The organism is Congregibacter brevis (assembly GCF_045689245.1).
GTDB classification, from domain to species: domain Bacteria; phylum Pseudomonadota; class Gammaproteobacteria; order Pseudomonadales; family Halieaceae; genus Congregibacter; species Congregibacter brevis.
This window is the reverse complement of record NZ_CP136865.1, coordinates 3,610,328-3,633,597: the sequence shown is the minus strand read 5'-3', so window position 1 is coordinate 3,633,597 and position 23,270 is coordinate 3,610,328. Positions and strand designations below refer to the sequence as shown.

The 23,270-nt window shown below is 54.4% G+C and carries 18 protein-coding genes and 5 tRNA genes; 14 read left to right on the top strand and 9 right to left on the bottom strand.

The window, feature by feature from the left end; genetic code table 11:
- Positions 1–35: 35 nt before the first annotated feature.
- From R0137_RS16195 to R0137_RS16170, 6 genes are read right to left on the bottom strand one after another with little or no spacing between them, the layout of a single operon-like run.
- Positions 36–944: a hydroxymethylglutaryl-CoA lyase gene (locus R0137_RS16195; protein ID WP_407327436.1), complete on the bottom strand. Its 909-nt coding sequence runs from the start codon at positions 942–944 to the stop codon at positions 36–38.
- Complete coding sequence (locus R0137_RS16190; protein ID WP_407327434.1) at positions 941–2,938, bottom strand: acetyl-CoA carboxylase biotin carboxylase subunit; 1,998 nt, start codon at positions 2,936–2,938, stop codon at positions 941–943. The genes R0137_RS16195 and R0137_RS16190 overlap by 4 nt, the downstream gene beginning before the upstream one ends.
- Positions 2,938–3,747, bottom strand: coding sequence for an enoyl-CoA hydratase/isomerase family protein (locus tag R0137_RS16185; RefSeq protein ID WP_407327432.1), 810 nt, complete (start codon positions 3,745–3,747; stop codon positions 2,938–2,940). Before R0137_RS16185 ends, R0137_RS16190 begins: the two co-directional genes overlap by 1 nt.
- Positions 3,748–3,757: 10 nt before the next feature.
- A complete protein-coding gene (locus R0137_RS16180) occupies positions 3,758–5,365 on the bottom strand; it encodes a carboxyl transferase domain-containing protein (protein WP_407327430.1) in 1,608 nt (535 codons plus the stop codon).
- Between the two features lie 10 nt (positions 5,366–5,375).
- On the bottom strand, positions 5,376–6,545 hold the full coding sequence (locus tag R0137_RS16175; protein WP_407327429.1) for an isovaleryl-CoA dehydrogenase: 1,170 nt from the start codon (positions 6,543–6,545) through the stop codon (positions 5,376–5,378).
- 19 nt (positions 6,546–6,564) lie between these two features.
- On the bottom strand, positions 6,565–6,981 hold the full coding sequence (locus tag R0137_RS16170) for a MerR family transcriptional regulator (protein WP_407327428.1): 417 nt from the start codon (positions 6,979–6,981) through the stop codon (positions 6,565–6,567).
- A gap of 141 nt (positions 6,982–7,122) precedes the next feature.
- Here R0137_RS16170 and birA point away from each other — a divergent pair, with 141 nt between their 5' ends.
- Both birA and R0137_RS16160 read left to right on the top strand, forming a co-directional pair.
- Positions 7,123–8,103 carry a bifunctional biotin--[acetyl-CoA-carboxylase] ligase/biotin operon repressor BirA gene (gene birA / locus R0137_RS16165; protein ID WP_407327426.1) on the top strand — a complete coding sequence of 327 codons (981 nt, stop codon included), beginning with the start codon at positions 7,123–7,125 and terminating at the stop codon, positions 8,101–8,103.
- Positions 8,100–8,882, top strand: a complete 783-nt coding sequence (locus tag R0137_RS16160) for a type III pantothenate kinase (protein WP_407327425.1) — start codon at positions 8,100–8,102, stop codon at positions 8,880–8,882. The genes birA and R0137_RS16160 overlap by 4 nt, the downstream gene beginning before the upstream one ends.
- Here the strand turns inward: R0137_RS16160 and R0137_RS16155 are convergent.
- From R0137_RS16155 to R0137_RS16145, 3 genes are all read right to left on the bottom strand, one after another.
- The gene (locus tag R0137_RS16155) at positions 8,861–10,054 is read right to left on the bottom strand and encodes a glyceraldehyde-3-phosphate dehydrogenase (protein WP_407327423.1); all 1,194 of its coding nucleotides are present in this window, start codon (positions 10,052–10,054) and stop codon (positions 8,861–8,863) included. The genes R0137_RS16160 and R0137_RS16155 overlap by 22 nt on opposite strands.
- A gap of 192 nt (positions 10,055–10,246) precedes the next feature.
- Complete coding sequence (locus R0137_RS16150) at positions 10,247–11,569, bottom strand: aminotransferase class V-fold PLP-dependent enzyme (protein ID WP_407327422.1); 1,323 nt, start codon at positions 11,567–11,569, stop codon at positions 10,247–10,249.
- Positions 11,570–11,631: 62 nt separating this feature from the next.
- A complete protein-coding gene (locus tag R0137_RS16145; RefSeq protein ID WP_407327420.1) occupies positions 11,632–12,801 on the bottom strand; it encodes an FAD-dependent oxidoreductase in 1,170 nt (389 codons plus the stop codon).
- Between the two features lie 688 nt (positions 12,802–13,489).
- Between R0137_RS16145 and R0137_RS16140 the strand changes: the two genes are divergently transcribed.
- The 12 genes from R0137_RS16140 to nusG all read left to right on the top strand — a co-directional run bounded on the left by R0137_RS16140 (position 13,490) and on the right by nusG (position 23,253).
- Complete coding sequence (locus R0137_RS16140; protein WP_407327418.1) at positions 13,490–16,168, top strand: TonB-dependent receptor plug domain-containing protein; 2,679 nt, start codon at positions 13,490–13,492, stop codon at positions 16,166–16,168.
- A gap of 285 nt (positions 16,169–16,453) precedes the next feature.
- Complete coding sequence (locus R0137_RS16135; RefSeq protein WP_407327416.1) at positions 16,454–17,368, top strand: sulfite exporter TauE/SafE family protein; 915 nt, start codon at positions 16,454–16,456, stop codon at positions 17,366–17,368.
- 148 nt (positions 17,369–17,516) lie between these two features.
- Positions 17,517–18,671, top strand: a complete 1,155-nt coding sequence (locus R0137_RS16130; protein WP_407327415.1) for a pyridoxal phosphate-dependent aminotransferase — start codon at positions 17,517–17,519, stop codon at positions 18,669–18,671.
- Between the two features lie 68 nt (positions 18,672–18,739).
- The gene (locus tag R0137_RS16125) at positions 18,740–19,627 is read left to right on the top strand and encodes a DJ-1/PfpI family protein (protein WP_407327413.1); all 888 of its coding nucleotides are present in this window, start codon (positions 18,740–18,742) and stop codon (positions 19,625–19,627) included.
- A 164-nt stretch (positions 19,628–19,791) separates the two neighbouring features.
- Positions 19,792–19,867 (top strand) — tRNA-Thr (locus R0137_RS16120).
- A gap of 171 nt (positions 19,868–20,038) precedes the next feature.
- Positions 20,039–20,122, top strand: a tRNA-Tyr gene (locus R0137_RS16115).
- 135 nt (positions 20,123–20,257) lie between these two features.
- Positions 20,258–20,331 (top strand) — tRNA-Gly (locus R0137_RS16110).
- Positions 20,332–20,452: 121 nt separating this feature from the next.
- A tRNA-Thr gene (locus R0137_RS16105) sits at positions 20,453–20,528 on the top strand.
- 149 nt (positions 20,529–20,677) lie between these two features.
- A complete protein-coding gene (gene tuf, locus R0137_RS16100) occupies positions 20,678–21,901 on the top strand; it encodes an elongation factor Tu (RefSeq protein WP_407327396.1) in 1,224 nt (407 codons plus the stop codon).
- Between the two features lie 304 nt (positions 21,902–22,205).
- A tRNA-Trp gene (locus R0137_RS16095) sits at positions 22,206–22,281 on the top strand.
- Between the two features lie 55 nt (positions 22,282–22,336).
- A complete protein-coding gene (gene secE / locus R0137_RS16090; protein WP_407327412.1) occupies positions 22,337–22,699 on the top strand; it encodes a preprotein translocase subunit SecE in 363 nt (120 codons plus the stop codon).
- Between the two features lie 20 nt (positions 22,700–22,719).
- A complete protein-coding gene (gene nusG, locus R0137_RS16085) occupies positions 22,720–23,253 on the top strand; it encodes a transcription termination/antitermination protein NusG (RefSeq protein ID WP_407327410.1) in 534 nt (177 codons plus the stop codon).
- The last annotated feature ends 17 nt before the right edge of the window (positions 23,254–23,270 follow it).

The following is a 23,270-nucleotide window of genomic DNA, read 5'->3' as shown; positions in this document are numbered from 1 at the left end:
TAACACAGAGCTGTGGGGATACAGTATTTCGGCGCTTAAGCGGCTCGTGCCTGCGCTACGGCAGACTGGGTGCTTCTTTCCAGCTTTTTACAACAATCGGCCCCTACTGCGATCAGCGCGTCGAGATCGACGCCGGTCTCTATATCCAGACCCTGAAGCATATAGACAACGTCCTCGGTGGCAACGTTTCCACTTGCGCCCGTTGCATAGGGGCAGCCGCCCAGTCCTGCAACAGAGCTGTCGATGCGACTGATCCCATGTTGCAGACCTACTAGGATGTTTGCGAGGGCCTGTCCGTAGCTGTTGTGGCAGTGCAGCGCGAGTTTGCCGGGAGTGAGTTCGGGAACAAGCACATTTAACAAGCGATCCATGGACCCCGGTGTCCCGGTGCCAATAGTGTCTCCTAGGGAAACCTCGTAGCAGCCCATATCCAGCAACGCTTGGGATACCTCAAGCACTGCCTGAGCTTGGATCTCGCCCTCGTAGGGGCAACCAAGCACACAGGATACGTAGCCTCGTACGGCGATGCCGGCCGCGTCGGCAGCCTCCATCACCGGATGGAAACGGTCGATACTTTCACTAATGGAGCAATTGATGTTTCGCTGGGAAAAGGACTCTGAGGCCGCGGCAAACACCGCAACTTCACTGGCGCCCGCCTTCATGGCTCGCTCAAAGCCTTTCATATTTGGTGTGAGCGCTGCGTAGGTGACGCCGGGTAAGCGCGATATTCGCTGGAAAACCTCCCCACTATCGGCCATTTGCGGGATCCAGCGAGGATTCACAAAACTGCCCGTTTCTACATAGCGTAGCCCTGCATTAGCCAGACCCTCAACCAGTTCAACTTTATCCTGCGTAGACAGTGGCGTGCTTTCGTTTTGAAGTCCGTCCCGTGGGCCGACTTCTACAATGGAAACAGATTTGGGATATGCGAAGGACTCAGTCATTGCCCACTCTCAGCCACAAAATCTACCAAGCTTGCGCCGCGGTCGACGAGGTCACCAGGGCTAAATCGGAATCCCTTTACCTTACCTGCCGAGGGCGCTCGGAGGGTTTGCTCCATCTTCATCGCCTCTATCACAACAACAGGGTCGCCAGCGCTAACGTCGGTTCCTGGCTCGACGAGGAGCGCTACTACTGTTCCATGCATAGGCGCGCCAAAATCGCCGTCGCCAGCGGCTGCGGCACTGGAATCCAAAATCGTGAGTTGTTTCTCGGCAAAGTGAAACGCTCCGTCGTCCCAGAACACGGTGTACTCACCGTCTTCTCGGGCAAAGCTTCCGCGGTAGCGGTGGCCATCGAGCTCCAGCATGAGTACGTCATCTTGCAGGTTCCCGCGAATCGTCGCCGTTTCGTCGTCCAGCAGCAGTTCGAGATACTCACCGCGATCCACTAGCTCCACCAGATACTCCTCTCCATGACAAAGCACATCAAAACGCTGGCTATGAGGCGTGTTCATGCGCCAGCCTCGGCTGTCCGCCCAGGGCGAGAATCGATCGTTCCCCGGACTTTGATTGGCCTTCTGTCTGAGGGACAGGAGCGATAACGCTGCAGCTGCCAGATCACGATTCTTCTGCGCCGGGGGAGCTCGAAACAGGTCTTCGTTATGCCGTTCAATAAAATGCGTGTCGAGGTCGCAGTGTGCAAAGGCAGGTAGGGATGCAATGTTGTACAGAAACGCAATGTTACTGGCGGGTCCGGCTACGCGGAAAGCACTGAGCGCACTGGTTAGACGGCGACGGGCTTCTTCACGGGTGTCACCGTGGACGATGAGCTTTGCAATCATCGGGTCGTAGTAAGGGCTTATCTCACTGCCCTCGATTACCCCTGTATCGATACGCAAGGAAGGGCCCTCCGGCGGCAAGCGCAGATAGTTGATAACGCCAGTAGAGGGAAGAAAGCCTTGTTCCGTGTCCTCAGCATAAATACGCGCCTCCATCGCATGGCCATCGACGCGGATGTCACTTTGCTTAAGGGGGAGAGGGTCTCCAGCGGCGACGCGAAGTTGCCACTCTACGAGGTCCTGACCTGTGATCATTTCGGTTACGGGGTGTTCGACCTGCAGGCGCGTATTCATTTCCATAAAGAAAAACTGTCCGGAGGCATCGAGCAAAAACTCGACGGTACCCGCGCCCAAATAGTCGATGGCTCGAGCGGCATCCACAGCAGCCTCACCCATAGCGCGTCTAAGGTCATCAGAAAGACCCGGTGCAGGCGCCTCCTCGATAACTTTTTGATGGCGGCGTTGAATCGAGCAATCTCGTTCTGCCAGATAAACGCCGTTGCCGTGACCGTCACAAAATACCTGCACTTCAACATGGCGCGGCCGTTGAATCAGCTTCTCGATAAGCATGCGGTCATCGCCGAAACTTGCACTGGACTCCCGTCGCGCCGCAGTCAGGGCCTCAGTGAACTCATCTGCGCTCTGAACAGCGCGCATACCCTTGCCACCGCCGCCGGCAGTGGCCTTGAGTAGCACGGGATAGCCCATAGCGTCCGCTTCTTTACGAAGGACCTCGTCACTTTGGTCATCACCGTGGTAGCCGGGGATCAACGGTACGCCCGCTTCTCCCATGATGCTCTTGGCGCGAGACTTCGATCCCATTGACTCAATAGCTGACGCACTCGGTCCGATGAATGCAATGCCTGCAGCTTCACAGGCACGGGCAAATCCTGCGTTTTCTGAAAGAAACCCGTAGCCTGGATGTATCGCCTCACTGGAGGTTTCCTGTGCCGCCTTGAGGATTTTGTCTTGATCAATATAAGACAGCGTCGCCGCTGATTCGCCGATGTGCACGGCTTGATCGGCTAGCTGCACATGCAGTGCATTTCTGTCGGCGTCGGAGTAAACCGCGACGGTACGTATGCCAAGCGCTCTGGCTGTATGGATCACGCGACAGGCTATTTCACCACGATTGGCTATGAGTATTCTGTTGAACATTACTTTGTGCTCCCTGGGGCCCAACTAGGTGGACGCTTATGGAGAAATGCCTGCAAACCTTCTTGTCCCTCGCTAGATACACGGAGATGAGCAATGCGTGCACTGGTATCATCAATCATCTGCGAGTCGACGGGCTTGCCGGTAATATCGCGGACAAGTACTTTTGCCGCGCGCATCGCTTCTGGACCGTTTTGCAGCAGCGCTGTCACTACTTCATCGATACGCTGATCCAGCACTGCGGCATCGCAATACTCATGAATGAGTTGTATTTCTTGAGCGCGGACGGCGTCGAAGCGCTCCGCGCTCAGAAATAGACGTCTCGCCCAGCGGGCTCCGATGGCCTCCGTCACGTGGGGCCCGATGGTCGCGGGGATCAAACCGATGCGTGTTTCCGTAAGCCCAAACAATGCTGCGTCACTTGCGATGGCTATGTCACAGCAGCTGATTAATCCGATGGCACCGCCAAAAGCATTGCCTTGAACGCGCGCTATCGTTGGGTGGGGAAGCGTCTTCAAAGTCTGCAGCATGGTTGCCAGGGCGCGAGCGTCGTCGAGGTTATGGCCGTAATCGAACTCCGCCATGCGCTTCATGTAATTGAGGTCTGCACCGGCGGAAAAGCTCTTCCCCTCGGCTTGTAATATGACAGCGCGCACGTCATCTCGCTTTGCCAGATCGTCAAACTGCGTCTTCATGAGCGCGATCATGACGTCGTCAAAGGCGTTATGCTTCTCGGGACGGTTGAGGCTTACCCGAGCGACGCCGTCTGCACTGATCGAACAGCGCACGAGGGACTGCTTGTCTTCAGTCATCACCCTTACCCTACATTCGGAACACGCCGAAGCGTGAGTCCGTTACTGGCGCGTTAAGCGACGCGGACAATGCCAAGGCTAAGACCTGGCGGGTATCCATTGGATCGATAACCCCGTCGTCCCACAGGCGTGCAGAGGCATAGAAGGGGTGCCCCTGTTCCTCGTAGCGGTCAAGAATAGGCTGCTTGAACTCAGCTTCTTCTTCCTCGCTCATAGTTTCATTGCGTCGCGCTAGCTGATCTTTCTTGACCGTGGCGAGAACGCTCGCGGCCTGCTCTCCACCCATTACCGAGATGCGCGCGTTAGGCCACATAAACATGAATCGGGGATCGTAGGATCTGCCGCACATTGCATAGTTTCCTGCGCCAAAAGAGCCGCCGATAACGACGGTAAATTTGGGTACGTCCGCGCAGGCCACCGCATGTACCATCTTCGCGCCGTGACGGGCGATGCCTTCCGCCTCATATTCCCGTCCCACCATGAATCCGGTGATGTTTTGCAAAAACAGCAAAGGGATTTTGCGCTGAGCACAGAGCTCGACGAAGTGTGCGCCCTTGACTGCCGACTCGGAGAAGAGGATGCCATTGTTCGCGACGATGCCGATGGGGTAGCCATTGAGGCGCGCGAATCCGCACACAAGAGTGTCGCCAAAAAGCGCTTTGAATTCGTCAAATGCTGAATCGTCCACAATGCGCGCGATGACTTCACGGACATCAAAGGGTTGGCGACGATCCGCGGGGATGATGCCGTACAAATCGGCCGCGGGATAACGAGGCTCTTTGGGTTCCCGAACTTCGATGTTCACGCTTTTCATGCGATTGAGGTTAGACACCGATTGGCGAAGCAGTGCTAAGGCGTGGCGGTCGTCGTTCGCATAGTGATCCGTCACACCGGATTGGCGGCAGTGAACATCGGCTCCACCCAGTTCTTCTGCGCTCACTATTTCGCCAGTGGCTGCCTTCACTAGTGGTGGTCCGCCAAGAAAAATTGTTCCTTGTTCACGCACGATGATCGACTCGTCTGCCATGGCTGGAATATACGCTCCCCCCGCGGTGCAGCTACCCAGTACGGCGGCAAGCTGTGGGATGCCCTGGGCGGACATACGCGCCTGATTGTAGAAGGCGTGGCCAAAGTGCTCTCGATCAGGAAAGACCTCGTCCTGCATGGGTAAGAATGCGCCGCCGGAATCGACCAGATAAAGGCAGGGGAGATTATTCTGTTCTGCGATAGTTTGAGCGCGGGCTTGCTTCTTTACCGTTAGGGGATAGTAGGTACCGCCTTTGACCGTGGCGTCGTTGATGAAGACCATGCATTCCTGGCCGCTCACACGACCGATACCGGTGATGATGCCAGCTCCCGGTACATCATCTTCATAGACTCCGTGGGCTGCTAGCTGAGAAAGCTCAAGGAACGGGGTTCCAGGATCTAACAGCGCGTCAAGGCGCTCTCGCGGCAGAAGCTTTCCTCGGGATACATGGCGCTCCCGGGCTACTTCACCACCACCCTCGCTGATCTTTGAAACCAACTCGCGAAGGGCTTTAACCTGACTACGCATTGCGCGTTGATTGTCTAGAGCATCCCCGTCGTTGGCGTTGTATCGAGTCTGAAGAATAGTCATAGATGGATACTCAGGCTGAAGCCTTGAAAAGTTCACGTCCGATGAGCATACGCCGAATTTCTGACGTACCCGCGCCGATCTCGTAAAGCTTGGCGTCACGCAGCAGGCGTCCCGCGTTTGCTTCATTGGTATAGCCATACCCACCCAGCGCCTGAATGGTTTGTAAAGCAAGTTGTGTCGCTTTTTCTGCGGTGTAAAGAATCACTGCTGCACAATCCTGGCGAGTTTCCTCGCCTCGATCACAGGCCGCGGCAACGGTGTACAGGTACGAGCGACAGGCATTGAGGTCCGCGTACATGTCGGCGAGTTTGCCCTGCATTAGCTGGAACTCTCCAATAGCCTGGCCGAATTGCTGACGGGTATGGAGGTAGGGCAGGACCTCATCAATACAGGCTTGCATGATTCCAACAGGACCGCCTGAAAGCACCGTGCGCTCGTAATCGAGTCCGGACATCAGTATCTCAACGCCTTTCCCTTCTTCCCGAAGGATGTTTTCGGCGGGCACCTTGCAGTCTTCGAAAACTAATTCGCAGGTGTTCGATCCGCGCATACCCAGCTTGTCGAGCTTGGGTGAGCGAGTGAACCCCGGATAATCCCGCTCAACGATGAATGCTGTGATACCTCTTGAGCCCGCCTGAATGTCCGTTTTCGCATAAATCACATATACATCGGCGTCTGGGCCGTTGGTGATCCACATTTTCGTGCCGTTGAGCACGTAGTGGTCGCCCTCGCGTCGCGCTTGTAGCTTCATGCTCACTACATCTGAACCGGCGTTGGCTTCGGACATGGCGAGAGCGCCGACGTGCTCGCCCGTGCAGAGCTTGGGTAGGAAGTGTGTTCTTTGCGCGTCGTTTCCGTGGCGCTGGATTTGGTTTAAGCAAAGATTCGACATGGCGCCATAGGATAGGCCTACGGAACCTGACGCACGGCTTATTTCTTCCATCACGATTGAATGTGCGAGGTAGCCCATGCCACTGCCGCCAAACTCTTCGTCGACGGTAATACCCAAAAGGCCCATGGCGCCCAATTTGGGCCAAAGATCTGCAGGAAAATCGTTGTCTCGGTCAATCTGAGCGGCGCGAGGTCTTATCTCTTTCTCACACATTTGATGAACCGCATCCCGGAGCATGTCGATGTCTTCGCCGAGGCCAAAATTGAGAGTGGGGTAGCCGGTGTTCATACGCTTTGCTCCTTACGCGTCATGCCGTGAGTGTCTTCTGTGCTTGTTCGTTACGGTGTTTATGTTGGGCTTCGCGACAAATGCCCTCAACGTCGTTAAGGGCACTCAACATGTCATCGAGATCCCTCCGCTGCTGCTCTAATGCCGCGCGTCGCTCGCCGATCCGTAGGAGGAGAGATTCCAATTGCGTGGAGTCGCTTTCTCCCGGGTGATACATGTCTATGATCTCGACGCTCTCGGCGAGACTGAGACCTATGCGTTTGCCCCGCAAGATGAGCCGGATACGCGCTCGATCGGCTGGGGTGTAGATACGACGCTGCCCTGAGCGGAGGGGCTCAATAAAACCCTTTTCCTCATAAAAGCGAATTGTCCGCGTCGAGATACCGAACTCTTGTGAGAGCTCGGAAATGCTGAACTGTTTTTGAGTGTTTACCATGGCCGCAGTCTATATTACGTTTACGTTAACGTAAACCCAGAGCGAATCGCCTATAAAGTTGAACTTCCACCCATCATTGCGCCGTTTGACGGGGCACGATTTTGCTATGATCGCGAGCCGTTTCAATCGAAGCTCTGCTAGATGTCCGCTGACGACCTTTTACTAAAGCTTGCTGATGGTGCTTTTCACTCTGGGGCCGATCTCGCCCGAGAGTACGGCTTGAGTCGTACGGCGATTTGGAAGCAGGTTTCGTCGCTGGAAAAGCTTGGGATCGAGATCAATCGCGTGCGCGGACAGGGCTATCAGATTCTGGGGGGGCTCGATCTACTCGAAGACTCGGTCATCAGAAAGAGCCTTACAATTGATGCGACGGGGCATCTAGACGAGCTGGCGATTCATAGAAGCATTGACTCTACCAACGCCGAGCTTAGACGCAGAACACCCTTCGGCAATGGTGCATTGGTTTGCTTGGCTGAGAGCCAGAGCGCGGGTCGCGGTCGTCGGGGCAGAGCCTGGGTGAGTCCCTTCGCCAGCAGTATCTATCTCTCAGTCGGCTGGCGTTTTAATGGAGGGGCTGAGGTTCTGGAGGGCTTGTCTCTTTCTGTAGGGGTGATGGTCTGCGAAGCGCTGCAGGATCTGGGCGTCGAAGGCTTATCTCTCAAGTGGCCTAATGATGTTTATCTGAATGGTAAGAAGCTCGCCGGTATTCTCGTAGAGATGAGTGGCGACTTTTCCGGGCCCTGTGATGTGGTTATCGGCGTCGGAATCAACGTACGATTACCCGACGAGCAGGCTGCCAAGATTGAGCAGCCTTGGTCAGATCTGCAGACCTCAGGGGAAGTGCATTTTTCCAGAAGTATCTTGGTAGCAAAGTTGCTAAACCGGATGCTGATGGCACTGGCGGCGTATGAAGAGGAAGGTTTTGCAGTGTGGCGTGACCGGTGGGAGGCAGTGGATGCTTTCGCTGGCCGACGCGTTGTTGTGGACAATAACGGGCAGCGTTTGGCTGGAGAAGCTGCTGGTGTTGACGCCCGCGGTGCTCTGCTTCTTAAGACTAATTCGGGTGTTCAAAGTATATACGGCGGTGAAGTTTCTCTCCGTTTGCAGGAAGGCACATCGTGACTCGCGCACTGCTGTTAGACATAGGTAACAGTGCGACTAAGTGGATGGCCTTTGATTCGCATGCGAAGGTAAGCGAGGGCCGAGTAGAAACCGCCAAGATTGTCGACGCCTTAATGCCTCAACTCGAAGATACTACCGTGCTCGTGTCCAGCGTCGCTGCGCCTGATTTACAAAATTCGCTATCTGCGAGTTTGGCGCCGCTGTGCAAGCGGGTTTGGTTCGCTCAATCTCGCGGCGCTGTGAATGATCTCGTGAATTCTTATGCTGACCCGGAGCGTATGGGAGTAGATCGATGGTTAGCGATGTTGGGCGCGAGGCGGCGGGTCGCCGGTCGCATCTGTGTGGTTGATGCTGGATCTGCCCTCACTATCGATTTGGTGGCAGAAGATGGCAGGCATGAGGGCGGCTACATTATTCCTGGGGTGGCACTCATGAAGAGGGCGCTATTTGCGGATACCGATCGTGTGCGAGACAGTCTTTCAGATAGCGTATCGATAGCGCCTGGTTGCTCGACAGCGGAAGCTGTCAGTCACGGCCTGCTGCTCGCGCAAGCGGGCGCCGTGAGTCTGTCGTTGAGTCATGCCACTGCTGGCGGAGAAGCTCCGGAAGTGTTGATGTGCGGGGGTGGAGCAGATGACTTAGCTCAAGTACTTGATGTCGAGGTAACAATTGCTCCTCGACTGGTCCTTGAGGGACTTCTTTTGCAGGCTCAAATCGAATGCGCTGATTTACTCGACTATCCGTCTTTATGGCAGGCTTACCATGCTGTCCCGGCCTGAATGTAGAGAATCGAATCCTCGGGACCTTTCGCGACATCTAGGCCCATTTCAAAACCATAACGGCGGGCGACGAGATAACGAAAGCCTGCCCCCCGAGTTACCCGACTGGCGCTGTCTGACAAATCGCTAAATGCTCCATCGGCACGCCCAACGCCTGCAAAGATATTGATAGACCAGCGAGGGTCTATTTGCCGAGTGATTTCGCCCTCTATGACCGCAACCGCATTACCTTGATACCGCGCTGCAGGAATGCCTCGCAGCACCACCGTGGGAGTGGCATATTGAGGGAGCAATCCGTCTGCATCAGCATATTCAGCGTTCAAACGAAGTCCTGCGCGCCAATTGTCATTGATAGGCAAATAATTCAAACCAGTTAGCGACGTCAGCTCATAGTCAATATCACTGCCTAGTGCTGAACTAAACCAAATGTGTTGTAGCTCGTAGCGTACGCCTTTGTGAGGACTGAAGAAGTTGTTCCTCGTGTCGAACTCAGCTGTGAGTCCAAGGCCAGAGGTAGTTACCTCCACGTCGGTGATATCTCGCAGTTCGTCGCCCCAAGTATCAAATGATTCTGCGGGTATTAGGTCGCCTACCGCGTCACCTGCTCGGCGCGGAGAGATGGTCGCGTCGATGTAGCGCTGTGACACGCCGATAAATAGCGGCGTATCAGCAACTTTTACTTTAAGGGATTGTAGGACGCCAAGAGCCTCGGTGTTCAGCTCAATGGGCGACGTGAGTTCAGCGTCACCTGAGCCATAGAAGGCGAGATTAACGTTGCCAACACCAGCGCCCCCTTGGTACCGAACGCGGCCTTGTTTCCAAAAGCCTACGTGGCCTCCGCCTGCAAACCACGACCCGTTGCCGGTGTAAGCTCCCGCGACCGCACTGATGCTCGGAGTCAGTAACTGTGCGCTGCCGCCTTCATCTTTCTTTAGCCGTTCGAGACGCTGCTCTTTACCCTCATCACTTTCATGGAAGAAAAGACCGACTGCGCCCAGTCCACCGTCGACGGCAGGTTCAGTGATAATGATCGGTACGGGCAGAAAGCCAAAGGCGTTTTCGGAAAGATAGCGAGACGCATCGAAACGCCCGTCTACAGGGTCTGTGAAAATTCCTGGCTGGCCGTAGGCAGTTAACGAAACGCTAATCAGAATGCCAGCGATACACCGCATAAAGCGCCGGCTGGTTTGGGGGGCGTGTAACTTTGATGTCGGTAACAAGCTTGCCACTTTTGTTGGGGTGGGGGAGATCTCGGCGAACGAGTTTACCTTAGCTCACCGTTACCAGTTCTTCCTAGGTCACTTTTTTCAGTCCCAGACACATCTCGGTATGGGTTTGACTGCTTGCTACCCCCAAGATCTTCTTTAGCTTTTGATTTCCTTAAGCGCCGAGCGCAGTTTCCCTAACTCATTGGGCGTTGTAAAAACCTGAGGTGTGATTCGCACGCAGCCACCGTCCGCGAGGCCATGGCGCGCCACAGAGAAAATCCCAAAATCTGTTTCCAGTCTTTTTTGAAGCGCTTTGGCATCGTCGTCGCTATTTTTACCCAGCAATCGAAATGAGCCCATGCCCGTGCGAGATTCCGGGTCTGAGCCCCCGAGCACTTCTATGTGGCTTAAAGTCTCTGCCTCGCTTCGCCACAAGTCATTCATGTAACGAAGGCGCGCGGCTTTGTTGGCGCCGCCTACCGCCTTGTGAAAATCAAGAGCATCGGGAACCGCAAGGATCGCCGCAAAATTTATAGTGCCCGGGTGAACTCGCGCGCTCACAGCAGTGCTCGACAAGTCCTTCTCTCCGGGATGCACGCCGATTCTCTCTCTGCTGCCTCGTCGCATGTAAAGCGCGCCGACTCCAAGGGGGGCGCCAATCCATTTGTGAAGATTGAACGCTGCCCAGTCGACCCCTAGGTCCGTAATCCGATAGTCCAGTAAGCCCCAGGACTGTGCGTTGTCACAAATCACGTCGATGCCACGGAGGCGAGCCTCCTTAGTAATCTCGGCGACCGGGAGTATCAAACCATGTTGATTGCTGACATGGGTGAGCAACATGAGTTTGAGTTTGGGGTTGGCATTAAAAGCCTCAATGTAGGTCGCCAGTAGTTCCGCTTGCGTAGCTTTCTGCGGGAGGGCCAGCTCTATCGCTTTGACGCCTCGGCTTTGCTCAAGCGATCGCATGAGCACTTTAAAGCTCGGGTAGTCGACGTCCGCCAGGAGTACTGAGTCTCCCTCATTGAGAGGTTTGTACTGCAGAATGAGGCTCTGAATGGACTCAGTAGCATTTCTGGTCAGAACGATCTCATCAGGCTCCGCTCCTAGTAACGCCGCGACCTGCTCCACGGCGAGCCGATAGTCTGCAGAGAACTCCTTTCGTGCATAAAACGAATTCTGTTTGTTGATTCGTTGTAACGCATCTAAATAGGAAGTCTGGACTGGACGTGGCATTTTTCCCCAGTATCCGTGCTCCAGGTTAACGATGCCCTCGGTCCGGTCATAAAAAGACGCCACACGCTGCCAGTAAGTTTCGTCGCGCGCTAAATCTTCAGCGGACATACCTGGAGGGCTTTTAGGGAGGGAGCTCAATGCTGTGCCGACAGCATGGTGACCAAAAAGCATGGTGCTCGCCGCAGTTGCACCCATGCCTGCAATAAGGCTGCGTCTGTTGAGCTTGCCTGCATTTGCATTATTCACTGCTGTTCTCCATGCCGGTTTCATTGGGTAGCTGTGTGCGCACTATCTTGGAGCAGGTCCTGCTATCTCAATCTAGCGGCCATCGCGGCGTGGCCTTCCACCATGCGGCGAACTTCGTCTTCCCTGGACCGAAGGTCCCAGTCGTTCTTGTCTACAGACCCACCGAGGAGCACTCCGGTCTTTCTCGGAAATGTATAAAGAAGCCCGTAGTCCTTGGTAACTCCCGCATATCCGTAGTCGATGTCGTTCTGTGGGAGAAGAAAGCTTAGCTGACCGCGCGCGGGAATCACGCTTTCGTCACCAAATAGTTTACCGGCGCCCAGTCCTGTGCAGTTCACGATACTACGCTCTGCTAAACCTTCGACATCATCTGCAGTGTCAAAAGCAATCTCTCTGAGTTGTCCTCCTCCACTCGTAAAGTCGCGCATCAGTGCCCTGAGGTAGATGTCCGGGTCGATCATGAGGGTGTAATAAGCGTCGTGGTAGGCGAAGCCAAAGGGGCCATTCTTTCTATTGCGTATCAAGCCTGGGTAAAGGCTGTCGCCTCCTGCATAGGGCGTTGAGGTATCCATCGGCGATTCGCTCAGCGAGTACTGTCTTATCCAGTACACGCCATAGGTGGGGTCATTCGCGTAACCGATAAAACGTTTAAACGCGATTTGGGATGCCAAATCCAGCATTCGTAAAGTGGCGTCCGTGACCTGATCGCGTTCAAACAGTGTTACTGGATGCCACATTGCCCCGGCAACGTTGGATGTTGTGTACGGGGGGAAGTCTTTGGCATAAATAGTGACTTCGGCGCCGGCCCGCTGAAGTTGAATCGCTGTGGATAGGCCGATAACACCCGAGCCCAAAACAGCAATGTCTCTCCGTCCAAAATCTTTCACCAATGTCGCGGCTAGTTCCGCAACGCCCCATGATAGCGATACACCCCCCCCTCCATGACCATAGTTGTGCACGATATCTTTTGACCCTAGCTTTGCCGCTTCGAGTCGGGGCCCTGGCTTTCGAAAGGGCCTTAGCCCAACTATGGTGCGTGTAACACGGTCCATAGAGGACTTGACGGGCATCATGCCTGCACCGATTGGTTGCACGAGTGCGTCCGCGGTACTCCCCGGTGGCTGTTCTAGAAGCGAGTGACGTGACGTCAACGAGGATGTTTGTGATGCGGCGCAGCCGACAAGCGAAGTCGTTCCAACTCCCGCTGCGGCCAAAAATTTTCTGCGATTCATTGGCGTATGCCTTTGTTCTCGGTAAGAAATATCAGTAGCTGACTACTAATCCGTTCTGTTACTGATTCGGCTGAATTATGAGTTTGGTCTAAAGATCAAAAAATAGCCACAAAGACTTTCGCGCTATCATACAAGCACTATTTCGGTGCACGCACCGGTTTTGCGCATAAGGCCTTTGCGGTCACTCTTGATGCAGGCTTCGCACTCGGTCGGTGCATGTTCACAGAAAAAGTTGGTGCAAGTCTGTGTTTTAACGACGCCCTGTGCGTCACGGAAGTTCTCCATCCAAAAAAACATGGGGTGAATCTTCGCTTTCCTTTGGAGTGTTTGTGTTCTTCGGAGTATTCAAAAACACCGAGAAAACCCATGCGAAAGTGTTTTTTGCCTGTGTACACGGTGCGGGTCGCGGGTAGTGCAGATCTTGGTGCCAAAGATTTCTTGGTTTCCTAGTTGGTACGCCTCTTGCTGAGCTCATTCTCAGTCGCCTTGTCTTGAGTCTGAATTTGGCTGAAGAAAAGCGTTTTGCAGCATTGGGTTTGGTTAAGCCCCGACTCCTTTGCTGTCCGAGGGTTGTTGTGCGCGCAAGCGTCCAGTGCCCCCGGTGGCGCGTGTGACCAGTAAACAGCGGTAGAAACACCATTAAGTTACCGGCGTTAGATCGGTCATAAAAGCTACTCAGGAGAAAGCCATGCAACACAAGTTAAAGCCATTGCCTTATGCGCTTGCGCTTCTTTCCGCGGGATTTTCCGCGACCTACCTTCCTCAAGCGATTGCCCAAGACCCGGCCGCCCTAGAGGAAGTTGTAATTACCGGACTTCGTGGTAAACCTAGATCTGCCGTTGACTCTGCGGTGCCGATTGACACTTTTGGCCTAGAGCAGATTGAAGCTATCTCGCACACCGATACCGTCGACATTCTTCAAACGCTGGTTCCATCCTTTAACGTAAGCCGTCAGCCTATTTCCGATGGAGCTTCTTTTATCCGTCCGGTGCAGCTTCGGGGTCTAGATTCCCACCATGCGCTCGTTCTTGTTAACGGCAAGCGACGCCATCGCGCCTCACTGGTGCAGATTGGTGGTTCGGGTACGCAGGGTCCCGACGTGGCAACAATTCCGGCGGCTGCGATTCAATCGATTGAGGTCCTTCGGGATGGTGCCAGTTCGCAGTATGGATCAGATGCCATCGCTGGGGTTATGAACTTCAACCTGAAAGAGAATAGTGAGGGTTTCGACCTCACCATCGATACCGGTGAGTACTTTGAAGGCGATGGGGCCGCTTACACCGTACAGGGAAATATCGGTCTTCCCTTAGGCGAGAAGGGCTTTCTCTCGATCTCAGCGGAGATCAACGATTCGGAGTTTACGGAACGCTCAGAACAATATTGCGAAAGCTGGTTCTGTCTTGACCAGAGTAACCCTCGATTCACAGAGCAGAGTGAACTTCGGCAGGGCTTTGTAACCGGAACGCCCACACCTGGAGCGTCCGCTAGAATCCAAGCTTTGCAGTCCGCATTTCCTGGCGGTGTCGATGCGGCATCCGTTGAGGGGGAGAACGCAATGCCCTGGGGTATTCCCAATAGAGAACATCAAATGTTCTTCTTCAATGCAGGGTACGAGCTGGACAACGGCATGGAGCTGTATGCCTTTGGTAACTACGGTGCCGTGCAAAGTGACGGAAGCTTCTTTTACCGTTACCCGGGTAATGGCACTGTCGAAGACCTGCGTGAAGAAGATGGCTCTATCTACAACCCTCTGGATAAGTTTGCAGGGGGTTTTACGCCTCGATTTGAAGGTGAAGTTGAGGATGTCTCCTTGGCCGGTGGCCTTCGCGGTAGTCTGAGTGAGGCGACCTCGTTCGATCTGAGTGCGCGATTCGGTTCCAACGAGATTGACTACCGACTGTTCAACACGATCAACCCTTCACTTGGTTCGGCCTCTCCGACAGATTTCCGGCCCGGAACGCTGACGAACGAAGAGTTCCAGGTTCAACTCGACTTGGTGACGGAGTTTGATGTTGGCTTGGCGTCACCGTTAGTGTTTGCCTATGGTGCTAGCTACCTTGACGAGACCTACGATGTGGGCGAGTCGAGCGACGAAGCTTCTTACATCGCCGGCCCTCATGCGGTATCGGATCCCTATGGTCTTTGTAACGATGATGGAACGCCCACATCTGCTGGCTTAGCTGCTACAAATGCGCCCGCAGATGAGCCCCTCAACTGCGCGGACCCTGATGATCCCGTGTTCACCGTGGTTGGCGTTGGATCTAACGGTTTTCCTGGCTACTCACCCGCGTTCTCTGAGGAATACACTCGAGATTCCTACGCGTTCTATGGTGACCTTTCAGCTGACGTAACCGATCAATTGCTACTGCAAGGCGCACTGCGTTACGAAGATTATTCTGACTTCGGTAGCGAGGTCGTAGGTAAGGTTGCTGCGCGTTATCGAATCAATGACGCCTTTGCGTTACGAGGGTCGTTCGGAACGGGTTTCCGAGCGCCCACCCCAGGGCAGCAGGGCACAACAAACGTGTCCACGCGCTTGCCGAACGGCTTTCCAGTTGCGACGGGTCTGTTCCCCGCGGGTGGGACCGTGGCTCAGGCGCTCGGTGCGCAAGAGCTTGCACCCGAGACCTCAACCAGTTTCACCGTGGGCTTCACGCTTGAGCTAGAGAACCTGTCGTTGACCTTTGATGCCTATAGCATCGACATTGATGACCGCTTCCGCGCAGTATCAACGTTGGACGTGAGTTCAGATCCGAATGGGGACCCTGATGCTTATGAGCGCTTCTTGGCTCTCCAGGCAGCAGGTGTTGCTGGGGCAGAGAGCATTGGGGGGGTTAACTACTTCCAGAATGCAATTAATACTGAGACCCAAGGTTTCGATATTGTTGCCAACTATCCTGTGAGCTGGTCAAACGGTCAATCAACCGACTTCTCCTTGGCCATGAACTACAACGAGCAGGAAATCACTGATGATCCCCTCGACGTTCTGAACCCCGAGGGCGAGTTCGATCTCGAAAATCAATTGCCGAATGTGCGATGGAATGCGACGGCGTTCCACAATTTTGGTGACTTCTCTCTGATGGGGCGTGCTCGTTACTTTGGTGAGTGGGAAGACTCGGACAACACATCGCCACTATCGATCCAAACCTACGACCCGGTTGTGTTCTTCGATCTTGAAGGCTCGTGGCAGATCAACGCTAATCTGAGAGCCTCCATAGGAGGCCGTAACATCTTTGACGAGTATCCGGACCAGGTTGATCGTATCGCGAGTGACAACGACTACTGTTGCGGTCGACTCTATCCTTCTACGAGTGTTGCGGATTGGCAGGGCGGGTACTACTACGCGCGACTCCGCGTCGACTTCTAGGGCACGAGTCAGTCGATCAAAACGGATAGCTAAGTTTGTGGGCGTCTGAAAGGGCGCCCTTTTTTTTACAATGCCCGGTGTAGCTACTACGCTTTTGTTGCACAAACAGACACGCTTGTGTGCCATGTCGGTGCTTTGCGTGCACAGATACGATGCTTTTTCGGTTTGAAATCTTGTGGTTTAAGGGGTTTGATCGGTTGGGTTTCTTGTTAGGCCTTGGATACTGGGGCTTTCAGACTCTGATCCATTGGCACTCTCTCGTGGCGCGTTTTTTGCACTATCAAGATGCAGTGCAGCCTTATCGAGCAAGTGCTCCAAACATACGATGATGAAGAAAAACATGACAATGCTCATGTTGCGACAACAGGGGTTAGAGCAGGGGTGGTTGGCCACGAGATGTTGATGTTCATCGCGCTTTTAAGCGGAGCTGGGATGATCGCGGGTTTAACCGCGGGTTTGTTTGGTGTGGGAGGTGGTTTTGTCGTCGTTCCGGCGCTGCTTGCCGTGTTCCCATTTTTGACGGACCAAACGGACAACTTGATGATGGTGGCTGTTGGGACGTCACTGGCAACCATAGTGGTGTCTTCCGCACGCTCGGTACACGCGCACAGCAAAAGAGACGCGGTTGACTTTGCGCTGCTCAAAGACTGGGCCATCTGGGTGCTGGCGGGCGTACTCGTCGGGCTTTGGATTGCCTCAATGGCCGACAGTGAACGGCTGATCATGGTGTTTGCCGTGGGCGTTCTCATCTATTCAATTTACTTTCTCTTCCCCTCTATGTTCGATCGATTTAAAGGGCGCTGGGCGATGCCGACAGGCGCTGGGAAGGCCGCGCTAGCGAGTGGTCTTGGCGGGTTTTCGGCACTACTTGGAATAGGTGGTGGCACGATTACTGTGCTGACGATGGTGATCTGCAATCGCCCGATTCATCAGGCGGTCGCGACGGCTTCCGGCGTCGGGTTCCTGATTGGTCTTCCCGGTATGTTGGGCTTTGTGGTCATGGGGCTAGGTGCGGACAATCTTCCAGTAGGGTCGCTCGGATACGTGAATATGCCGGCGCTTGCCGCGATTGCCTTCTTCTCGGTGCTCACTGCACCGCTAGGTGCCAAGTTGGCCCATAGTTTGGATGCGAACCAGCTTAAGCGTATTTTCGGGGTGTATTTAGTGCTGGTGTCCGCCTCTATGTTTATTAAGGTGTAGTTAAGATTGTGAGTGCTTGGGTTTTAAAGGGTTTTACAAAGGCGTGTTAGGGCGGGCAGCAGCCCGTTCGATATTCGATTCAAGCTCCACGGCGAAGTTTTAGTGGAGAAAAAATAGCAGCGGTACTTAACAGATAAGGGTGATCATAATGACAGCAGACTTCAATCGCAGAAAATTTCTATTTGGTGCCGCCGGCGCGTTAGCAGTTGCTACCGCAGGAAAACAAGGCATCGCCATGGCCGATAGCGCGCCTAAAATGACTCGCCTGAAACCGGCATATGGTCCCGCGGCTGGTATTGCGAAGCTCAATGCCAACGAGAACCCTTATGGTCCAAGCAAAGCTGCCCTTGCTGCAATTCAGGAAGCGAGTGTCAGCGGCGCTTACTACGTCAACGAGTCCGCGCGAGCGCTGCAGGCAATGATTGCTGAGCGTCACGGCGTTGATCCCGAGTACGTTGCCTTAAGCTCGGGTTCCAGTGGAGCCTTGGTGGCTTGCGCGGTATCTGCAGGTCAGAGCGGCAACATTCTTGGCCCGGACCTTTTCTGGGATACGACGTCCAAAAGTGTTGAGCAGCAGGGTATCGCGGAGATTACACGCTTACCCAAAACACCAGGGCTAGAGATAGACCTGCAGGCTATGTACGAGTCCATCGATGACTCCATCGCAATGGTTCAAGTGGTTAATCCCAACAACCCCACAGGTCTTTTGATGGATCCTGTTGCGTTGCGGGCTTTTTGTAAAAAAGCCTCCGCAAAAGCGACGGTGCTCGTTGATGAGGCCTACAACGAACTTACGGATATGCCCGAAGAGAATACGATGGTTCCCCTTATTAAAGAGGGCTACGACATAATTGTGGCGAGAACCTTCTCTAAGATTTATGGCCTTGCCGGTATGCGCGTGGGCTATATCATTGCGGCGCCAGACAAGATTAAGGCCATGAGTCGCTATGGCATTGGATGGTATGGCCTTAACCAAGCTGGTTTGGCAGCGGCGGTGGCTAGTTACGAAGACCAAGTATTCATGGATGCGTCACGGGCTAAGATCCGTGAGGGACGCGAAATGGTTTACGCGGCACTTAAAGAGAATGGTCTCTCTGGGTTGCCCTCGCAGACCAACTTTATCTTTGCGGACCTGGGTTCGATCAATGCGCAAACTTTCCGTGAAGAAATGGAAAAGGAGAGTGTTCTCATTCGAGGCATTTATCGCGATTATACGAATTGGTCTCGTGTCAGCATGGGTCGTCTGGAGCATGTCCAGATGTACGTAGATGCTTTGCCAAAGGTCCTGTCGAGACTAAGCTAGGTTTACTCGGTTGTGGTGTGAGTTCCGCAAGGACTGGCGCCGCGACATGGTCTTGAATGGAGTCTGATATGCACGGTGAAGATAGCCCCCAAAGCCAGCGTATAGATGCGGGGGAGTCTGACGGCGAGAGGGACCGAGTGGCCGGCTCAGGTCCAACTCGTCGAAAGTTTCTCGGTGTTGGTGCCGCTCTGGGAGTTGCTGCAGCTTTGGGGGGTGTCTCGAAAGGGACAGCTGAACCTGAGTCAGATGCTCCTGGAGTCCAGCCCGGCGATGCGACAGGGATGTCGGTCGCGGTTATGGTCTTTGATCGCATAACGCAACTTGATGCCACTGCCCCGATCGAGGTTTTCGCCAAGGCCGGTTGGAATGTATTTACCGTAGCGCCCGAACGTCGCTTGGTAACGGCAGGTTCAGGTCTAAAAATCATGCCTGACTACGATTATGAGTCCGCTCCGCAGGCTGACATTCTTTGCGTGCCCGGTGGTGGTGGTGTAAATCCGCTGCTAACGGATACCGCTACCTTGAATTATGTACGCGCGGCGGCGTCCACCGCGACCTACGTTACGTCGGTTTGTACAGGAGCACTCGTTCTCGGTGCTGCGGGCTTGCTGAAGGGTAAGCGAGCCACAACGCACTGGGCGTCTCATCACTTTCTGAAGAGCTTGGGCGCTATTCCCGTAAAAGAGCGGGTGGTCGTCGATGGCAGCTTGATCACGGGTGGTGGCGTAACTGCCGGTGTGGATTTTGCGTTTACTGTGTTGGATGAAGTGCTGGGGCGTGATGCCGCAGCTTTGACGATGCTCGCCCTTGAGTACGATCCTGCACCGCCGTTTGTCGGGGGAGTGCCTGGCAATACCGAAGAGGGCATCGTGGAGCGCTACGGCGCAGCTGCATTAGGGGCTCTTGAGCAACGCGGTAAACAGGTGGCTGCGGCAGCAACGGCGCTAGCTGTCTAGCTCGACTTCGTGGCTTTTTGGGCCAGGTCTTAACTGCATCGTATTCATAGGTGGGTCTTGTAGTTGGCGACCCAGCGACGCTGAGAAAATTTGTGACTCTTTTTTTACCGTGAGTGATTGAAAGCGATCGACTGTTTGACTACACTCGCGCACCTCGCGTTTTGGCTGGCGTAGCTCAGTAGGTAGAGCAGCTGATTTGTAATCAGCCGGTCGGGGGTTCGATTCCTCTCGCCAGCTCCATTTCAAAATTTTTTGTGCATTTAAGCGGCCATTTAGCAGCTAACGGTCTTCTTGTGCTGGCGGCTCGGTGCACGGTTATTCAATGTGGCCCCGAGTTAGCGCTAACGGCCTGTTTTCAGTTAGAAATCTGTTGACATTACCAAGCCTCATCTGGACAATGTGCCGCCTTTCGGAGGGGTTCCCGAGTGGCCAAAGGGATCAGACTGTAAATCTGACGCGCGAGCTTCGGTGGTTCGAATCCACCTCCCTCCACCATAAGTTTTTGAAAAAGAAAGAATATTAAGCGCCGGCAGAGCAGTAGCGTCGACGTACAAGAGCGCCGCGCGACCACAAGATAGGTGGCCGTGCTAGGCGCTCTGCGGCTTGTGCTGGTGAGGCAAGATTGATACCGCGGGTATAGTTCAAAGGTAGAACCTCAGCCTTCCAAGCTGATGATGCGGGTTCGATTCCCGCTACCCGCTCCAGCAACGGCATCTGACGTTGCGCTCATTCGCAAGAATGGGTGGGAGTCAGTAGGCAGGGGTCGGTGAGAGCCGGCAGGCGCTTTGAGTTTGGGTGCCGAAGTAGTGCAGAAGCAATCTACAGGCTCATATAGCTCAGTCGGTAGAGCACTTCCTTGGTAAGGAAGAGGTCACCGGTTCAAGTCCGGTTATGAGCTCCATTGCTTTAGCTGTTGTTGTGTTAGCTGTAAGTGAATGTGGTTGGTAGTAAAGGTTGTGTGTGGTGGGCGCGATGTTCGCGTGACACCTTAAAAGAATCAAAGATGATGCGTGGCGGGTAATCGTCACCGGTGCAAGGAGAGTAGTTGTAATGGCAAAAGCAGCATTTGAGCGCGATAAGCCCCACGTTAACGTGGGAACGATTGGACACGTTGACCACGGTAAGACGACGCTGACGGCGGCGCTTACACGGGTATGCTCAGAAGTATGGGGCGGCGATCTGGTAGCGTTTGACGGTATTGATAACGCTCCGGAAGAGAAAGAGCGCGGCATTACGATTGCGACTTCCCACGTTGAGTATGAGTCGGACAGCCGTCACTACGCTCACGTTGACTGCCCAGGGCACGCGGATTATGTGAAGAACATGATCACTGGTGCTGCGCAGATGGACGGTGCGATTCTGGTATGTGGCGCCACTGACGGCCCTATGCCTCAGACTCGCGAGCACATTCTGCTGTCTCGCCAGGTAGGCGTACCTTACATCGTGGTTTTCCTGAACAAGGCTGACCTGCTTGCAGAAGATTGCGGCGGTGCGGATTCGGAAGAATACGAAGAGATGAAAGAGCTGGTTGAGATGGAGCTTCGTGAGCTTCTTGATCAGTACGAGTTCCCGGGTGACGACACTCCGATCATCTGTGGTTCAGCGCTCATGGCGCTGGAAGGCAAGGATGACAACGAGCTGGGCACAACTGCGGTTAAGACCCTGGTTGAGACTCTGGACTCTTACATCCCAGAGCCCGAGCGAGCGATTGATCAGCCGTTCCTGATGCCGGTAGAGGACGTGTTCTCTATCTCGGGTCGTGGAACTGTTGTTACCGGTCGTGTTGAGCGCGGTATCGTGACTGTTGGCGACGAGATTGAGATTGTCGGCATCAAGGACACGGCTAAGACTACATGCACAGGTGTTGAGATGTTCCGCAAGCTGCTTGACGAAGGTCGTGCGGGCGAGAACGTTGGTGTTCTGTTGCGTGGTACTAAGCGTGAGGAAGTCGAGCGTGGACAGGTTCTGTCTAAGCCAGGCAGTGTTAACCCTCACACCAAGTTTGAGTCTGAGGTGTATGTACTGTCCAAGGATGAGGGTGGTCGTCACACGCCATTCTTCAAGGGCTACCGTCCGCAGTTTTACTTCCGTACGACGGACGTGACGGGTGCTTGTGAGCTTCCCGAAGGCGTTGAGATGGTTATGCCGGGCGATAACGTACAGATGGTAGTGACGTTGATTGCACCGATTGCGATGGAAGAAGGCCTGCGTTTTGCTATCCGTGAGGGTGGTCGAACTGTTGGTGCTGGCGTCGTCGCTAAGATCATCGAGTAAGACGAGGGTAGTGACTTCGGCTTGCACCGCTGCACCTGTTTGTTCGCGTCGCGCTTTGCGCTCCTGATTGCTGCGAAACAGGCACACCGGCACAAGCCTTAGGTACGACTCGAGCGAGTCTCGGTGGTGTTGCGAAGCGAGCGTAAGAGCGCAAGCAGCGAGCGAAGTAACACCGGCGTGAATCGCGGATCTTACTAGTCGATTAGTGAGATCTGCTTCGGCTCAAGATGATGTAACGATCAAGCCGGACCGTTATTTGGCGGTTCGGCTTCGTCGTCTGAAGACATTAGACGTAACAGGTTCCAGGCCAGTAGCTCAATTGGCAGAGCAGCGGTCTCCAAAACCGCAGGTTGGGGGTTCGATTCCCTCCTGGCCTGCCATATAGGCAGGACATAGTTCGGAGCGAGAGTTCCTGAGCTTTATTAAGGTAGTTAAATGAGTGCAGACGCACCCGTAAGCCGTTTTGACGGCATGAAATGGCTGGTCGTTGCCGCTTTGGTCGCTGTGGCCGTTGTCGGTAATAGCTATTTCGCAAACGAATCGTTGTTGTATCGCGTGCTCGGTATTGTTGCGCTCGCGGCAGCTGCAGGTTTTGTAGCGCTGCAGACCGCAAAAGGCGCTTCTTTCTGGTCCCTGGTGAAGGGTTCGCGCACGGAGATCCGCAAGGTTGTCTGGCCCACGCGACAGGAAACAGTGCAGACCACGATGATTGTTGTGGCTTTTGTATTGGTAGTGGCATTGATTCTCTGGGGACTTGATTCGTTCCTGGGTTGGCTTGTTTCGCTAGCCATTGGCTAGGGTTGGATCGGAGAAAGAGAATGGCAATGCGTTGGTATGTTGTGCACGCCTACTCGGGCTACGAGAAGAAGGTAGCGACGGCGCTACAAGAGCGTATCGAGCTGCACGCGATGGGCGATCGCTTTGGTGATGTCCTCGTTCCCACCGAAGAGGTGGTTGAAATGCGTGGTGGTCAGAAGCGTCGCAGCGAACGAAAGTTTTTTCCGGGCTATGTGCTGGTCCAGATGGAGCTTGGTGACGACACCTGGCACCTTGTAAAAGAGACTCCACGAGTACTTGGGTTTATTGGTGGTAAAGCGGATGCTCCGGCACCGATTACCGATGCCGAAGCGCAAGCAATCCTCAGCCGTATTGAGGAGGGTACCGAGGCGCCTCGTCCCAAGACGATGTTCGAGCCAGGCGAAATGGTTCGAGTCATCGACGGGCCGTTTAATGATTTCAACGGCGTCGTTGAAGAAGTGAACTACGAAAAGAGCCGCTTGAACGTTGCGGTGTTGATCTTCGGGCGTTCGACGCCAGTAGAGCTGGAATTCGGTCAGGTCGAAAAGGCCTGATCAAGGGTTGCGATGAC

Coding starts and splice junctions, on each gene's coding strand:
- R0137_RS16195 (WP_407327436.1), bottom strand. CDS start 944: ATGACTGAGTCCTTCGCATATCCCAAATCTGTTTCCATTGTAGAAGTC.
- R0137_RS16190 (WP_407327434.1), bottom strand. CDS start 2,938: ATGTTCAACAGAATACTCATAGCCAATCGTGGTGAAATAGCCTGTCGC.
- R0137_RS16185 (WP_407327432.1), bottom strand. CDS start 3,747: ATGACTGAAGACAAGCAGTCCCTCGTGCGCTGTTCGATCAGTGCAGAC.
- R0137_RS16180 (WP_407327430.1), bottom strand. CDS start 5,365: ATGACTATTCTTCAGACTCGATACAACGCCAACGACGGGGATGCTCTA.
- R0137_RS16175 (WP_407327429.1), bottom strand. CDS start 6,545: ATGAACACCGGCTACCCCACTCTCAATTTTGGCCTCGGCGAAGACATC.
- R0137_RS16170 (WP_407327428.1), bottom strand. CDS start 6,981: ATGGTAAACACTCAAAAACAGTTCAGCATTTCCGAGCTCTCACAAGAG.
- birA (WP_407327426.1), top strand. CDS start 7,123: ATGTCCGCTGACGACCTTTTACTAAAGCTTGCTGATGGTGCTTTTCAC.
- R0137_RS16155 (WP_407327423.1), bottom strand. CDS start 10,054: ATGCGGTGTATCGCTGGCATTCTGATTAGCGTTTCGTTAACTGCCTAC.
- R0137_RS16145 (WP_407327420.1), bottom strand. CDS start 12,801: ATGAATCGCAGAAAATTTTTGGCCGCAGCGGGAGTTGGAACGACTTCG.
- R0137_RS16140 (WP_407327418.1), top strand. CDS start 13,490: ATGCAACACAAGTTAAAGCCATTGCCTTATGCGCTTGCGCTTCTTTCC.
- R0137_RS16135 (WP_407327416.1), top strand. CDS start 16,454: ATGCAGTGCAGCCTTATCGAGCAAGTGCTCCAAACATACGATGATGAA.
- R0137_RS16130 (WP_407327415.1), top strand. CDS start 17,517: ATGACAGCAGACTTCAATCGCAGAAAATTTCTATTTGGTGCCGCCGGC.
- R0137_RS16125 (WP_407327413.1), top strand. CDS start 18,740: ATGCACGGTGAAGATAGCCCCCAAAGCCAGCGTATAGATGCGGGGGAG.
- tuf (WP_407327396.1), top strand. CDS start 20,678: ATGGCAAAAGCAGCATTTGAGCGCGATAAGCCCCACGTTAACGTGGGA.
- secE (WP_407327412.1), top strand. CDS start 22,337: ATGAGTGCAGACGCACCCGTAAGCCGTTTTGACGGCATGAAATGGCTG.
- nusG (WP_407327410.1), top strand. CDS start 22,720: ATGGCAATGCGTTGGTATGTTGTGCACGCCTACTCGGGCTACGAGAAG.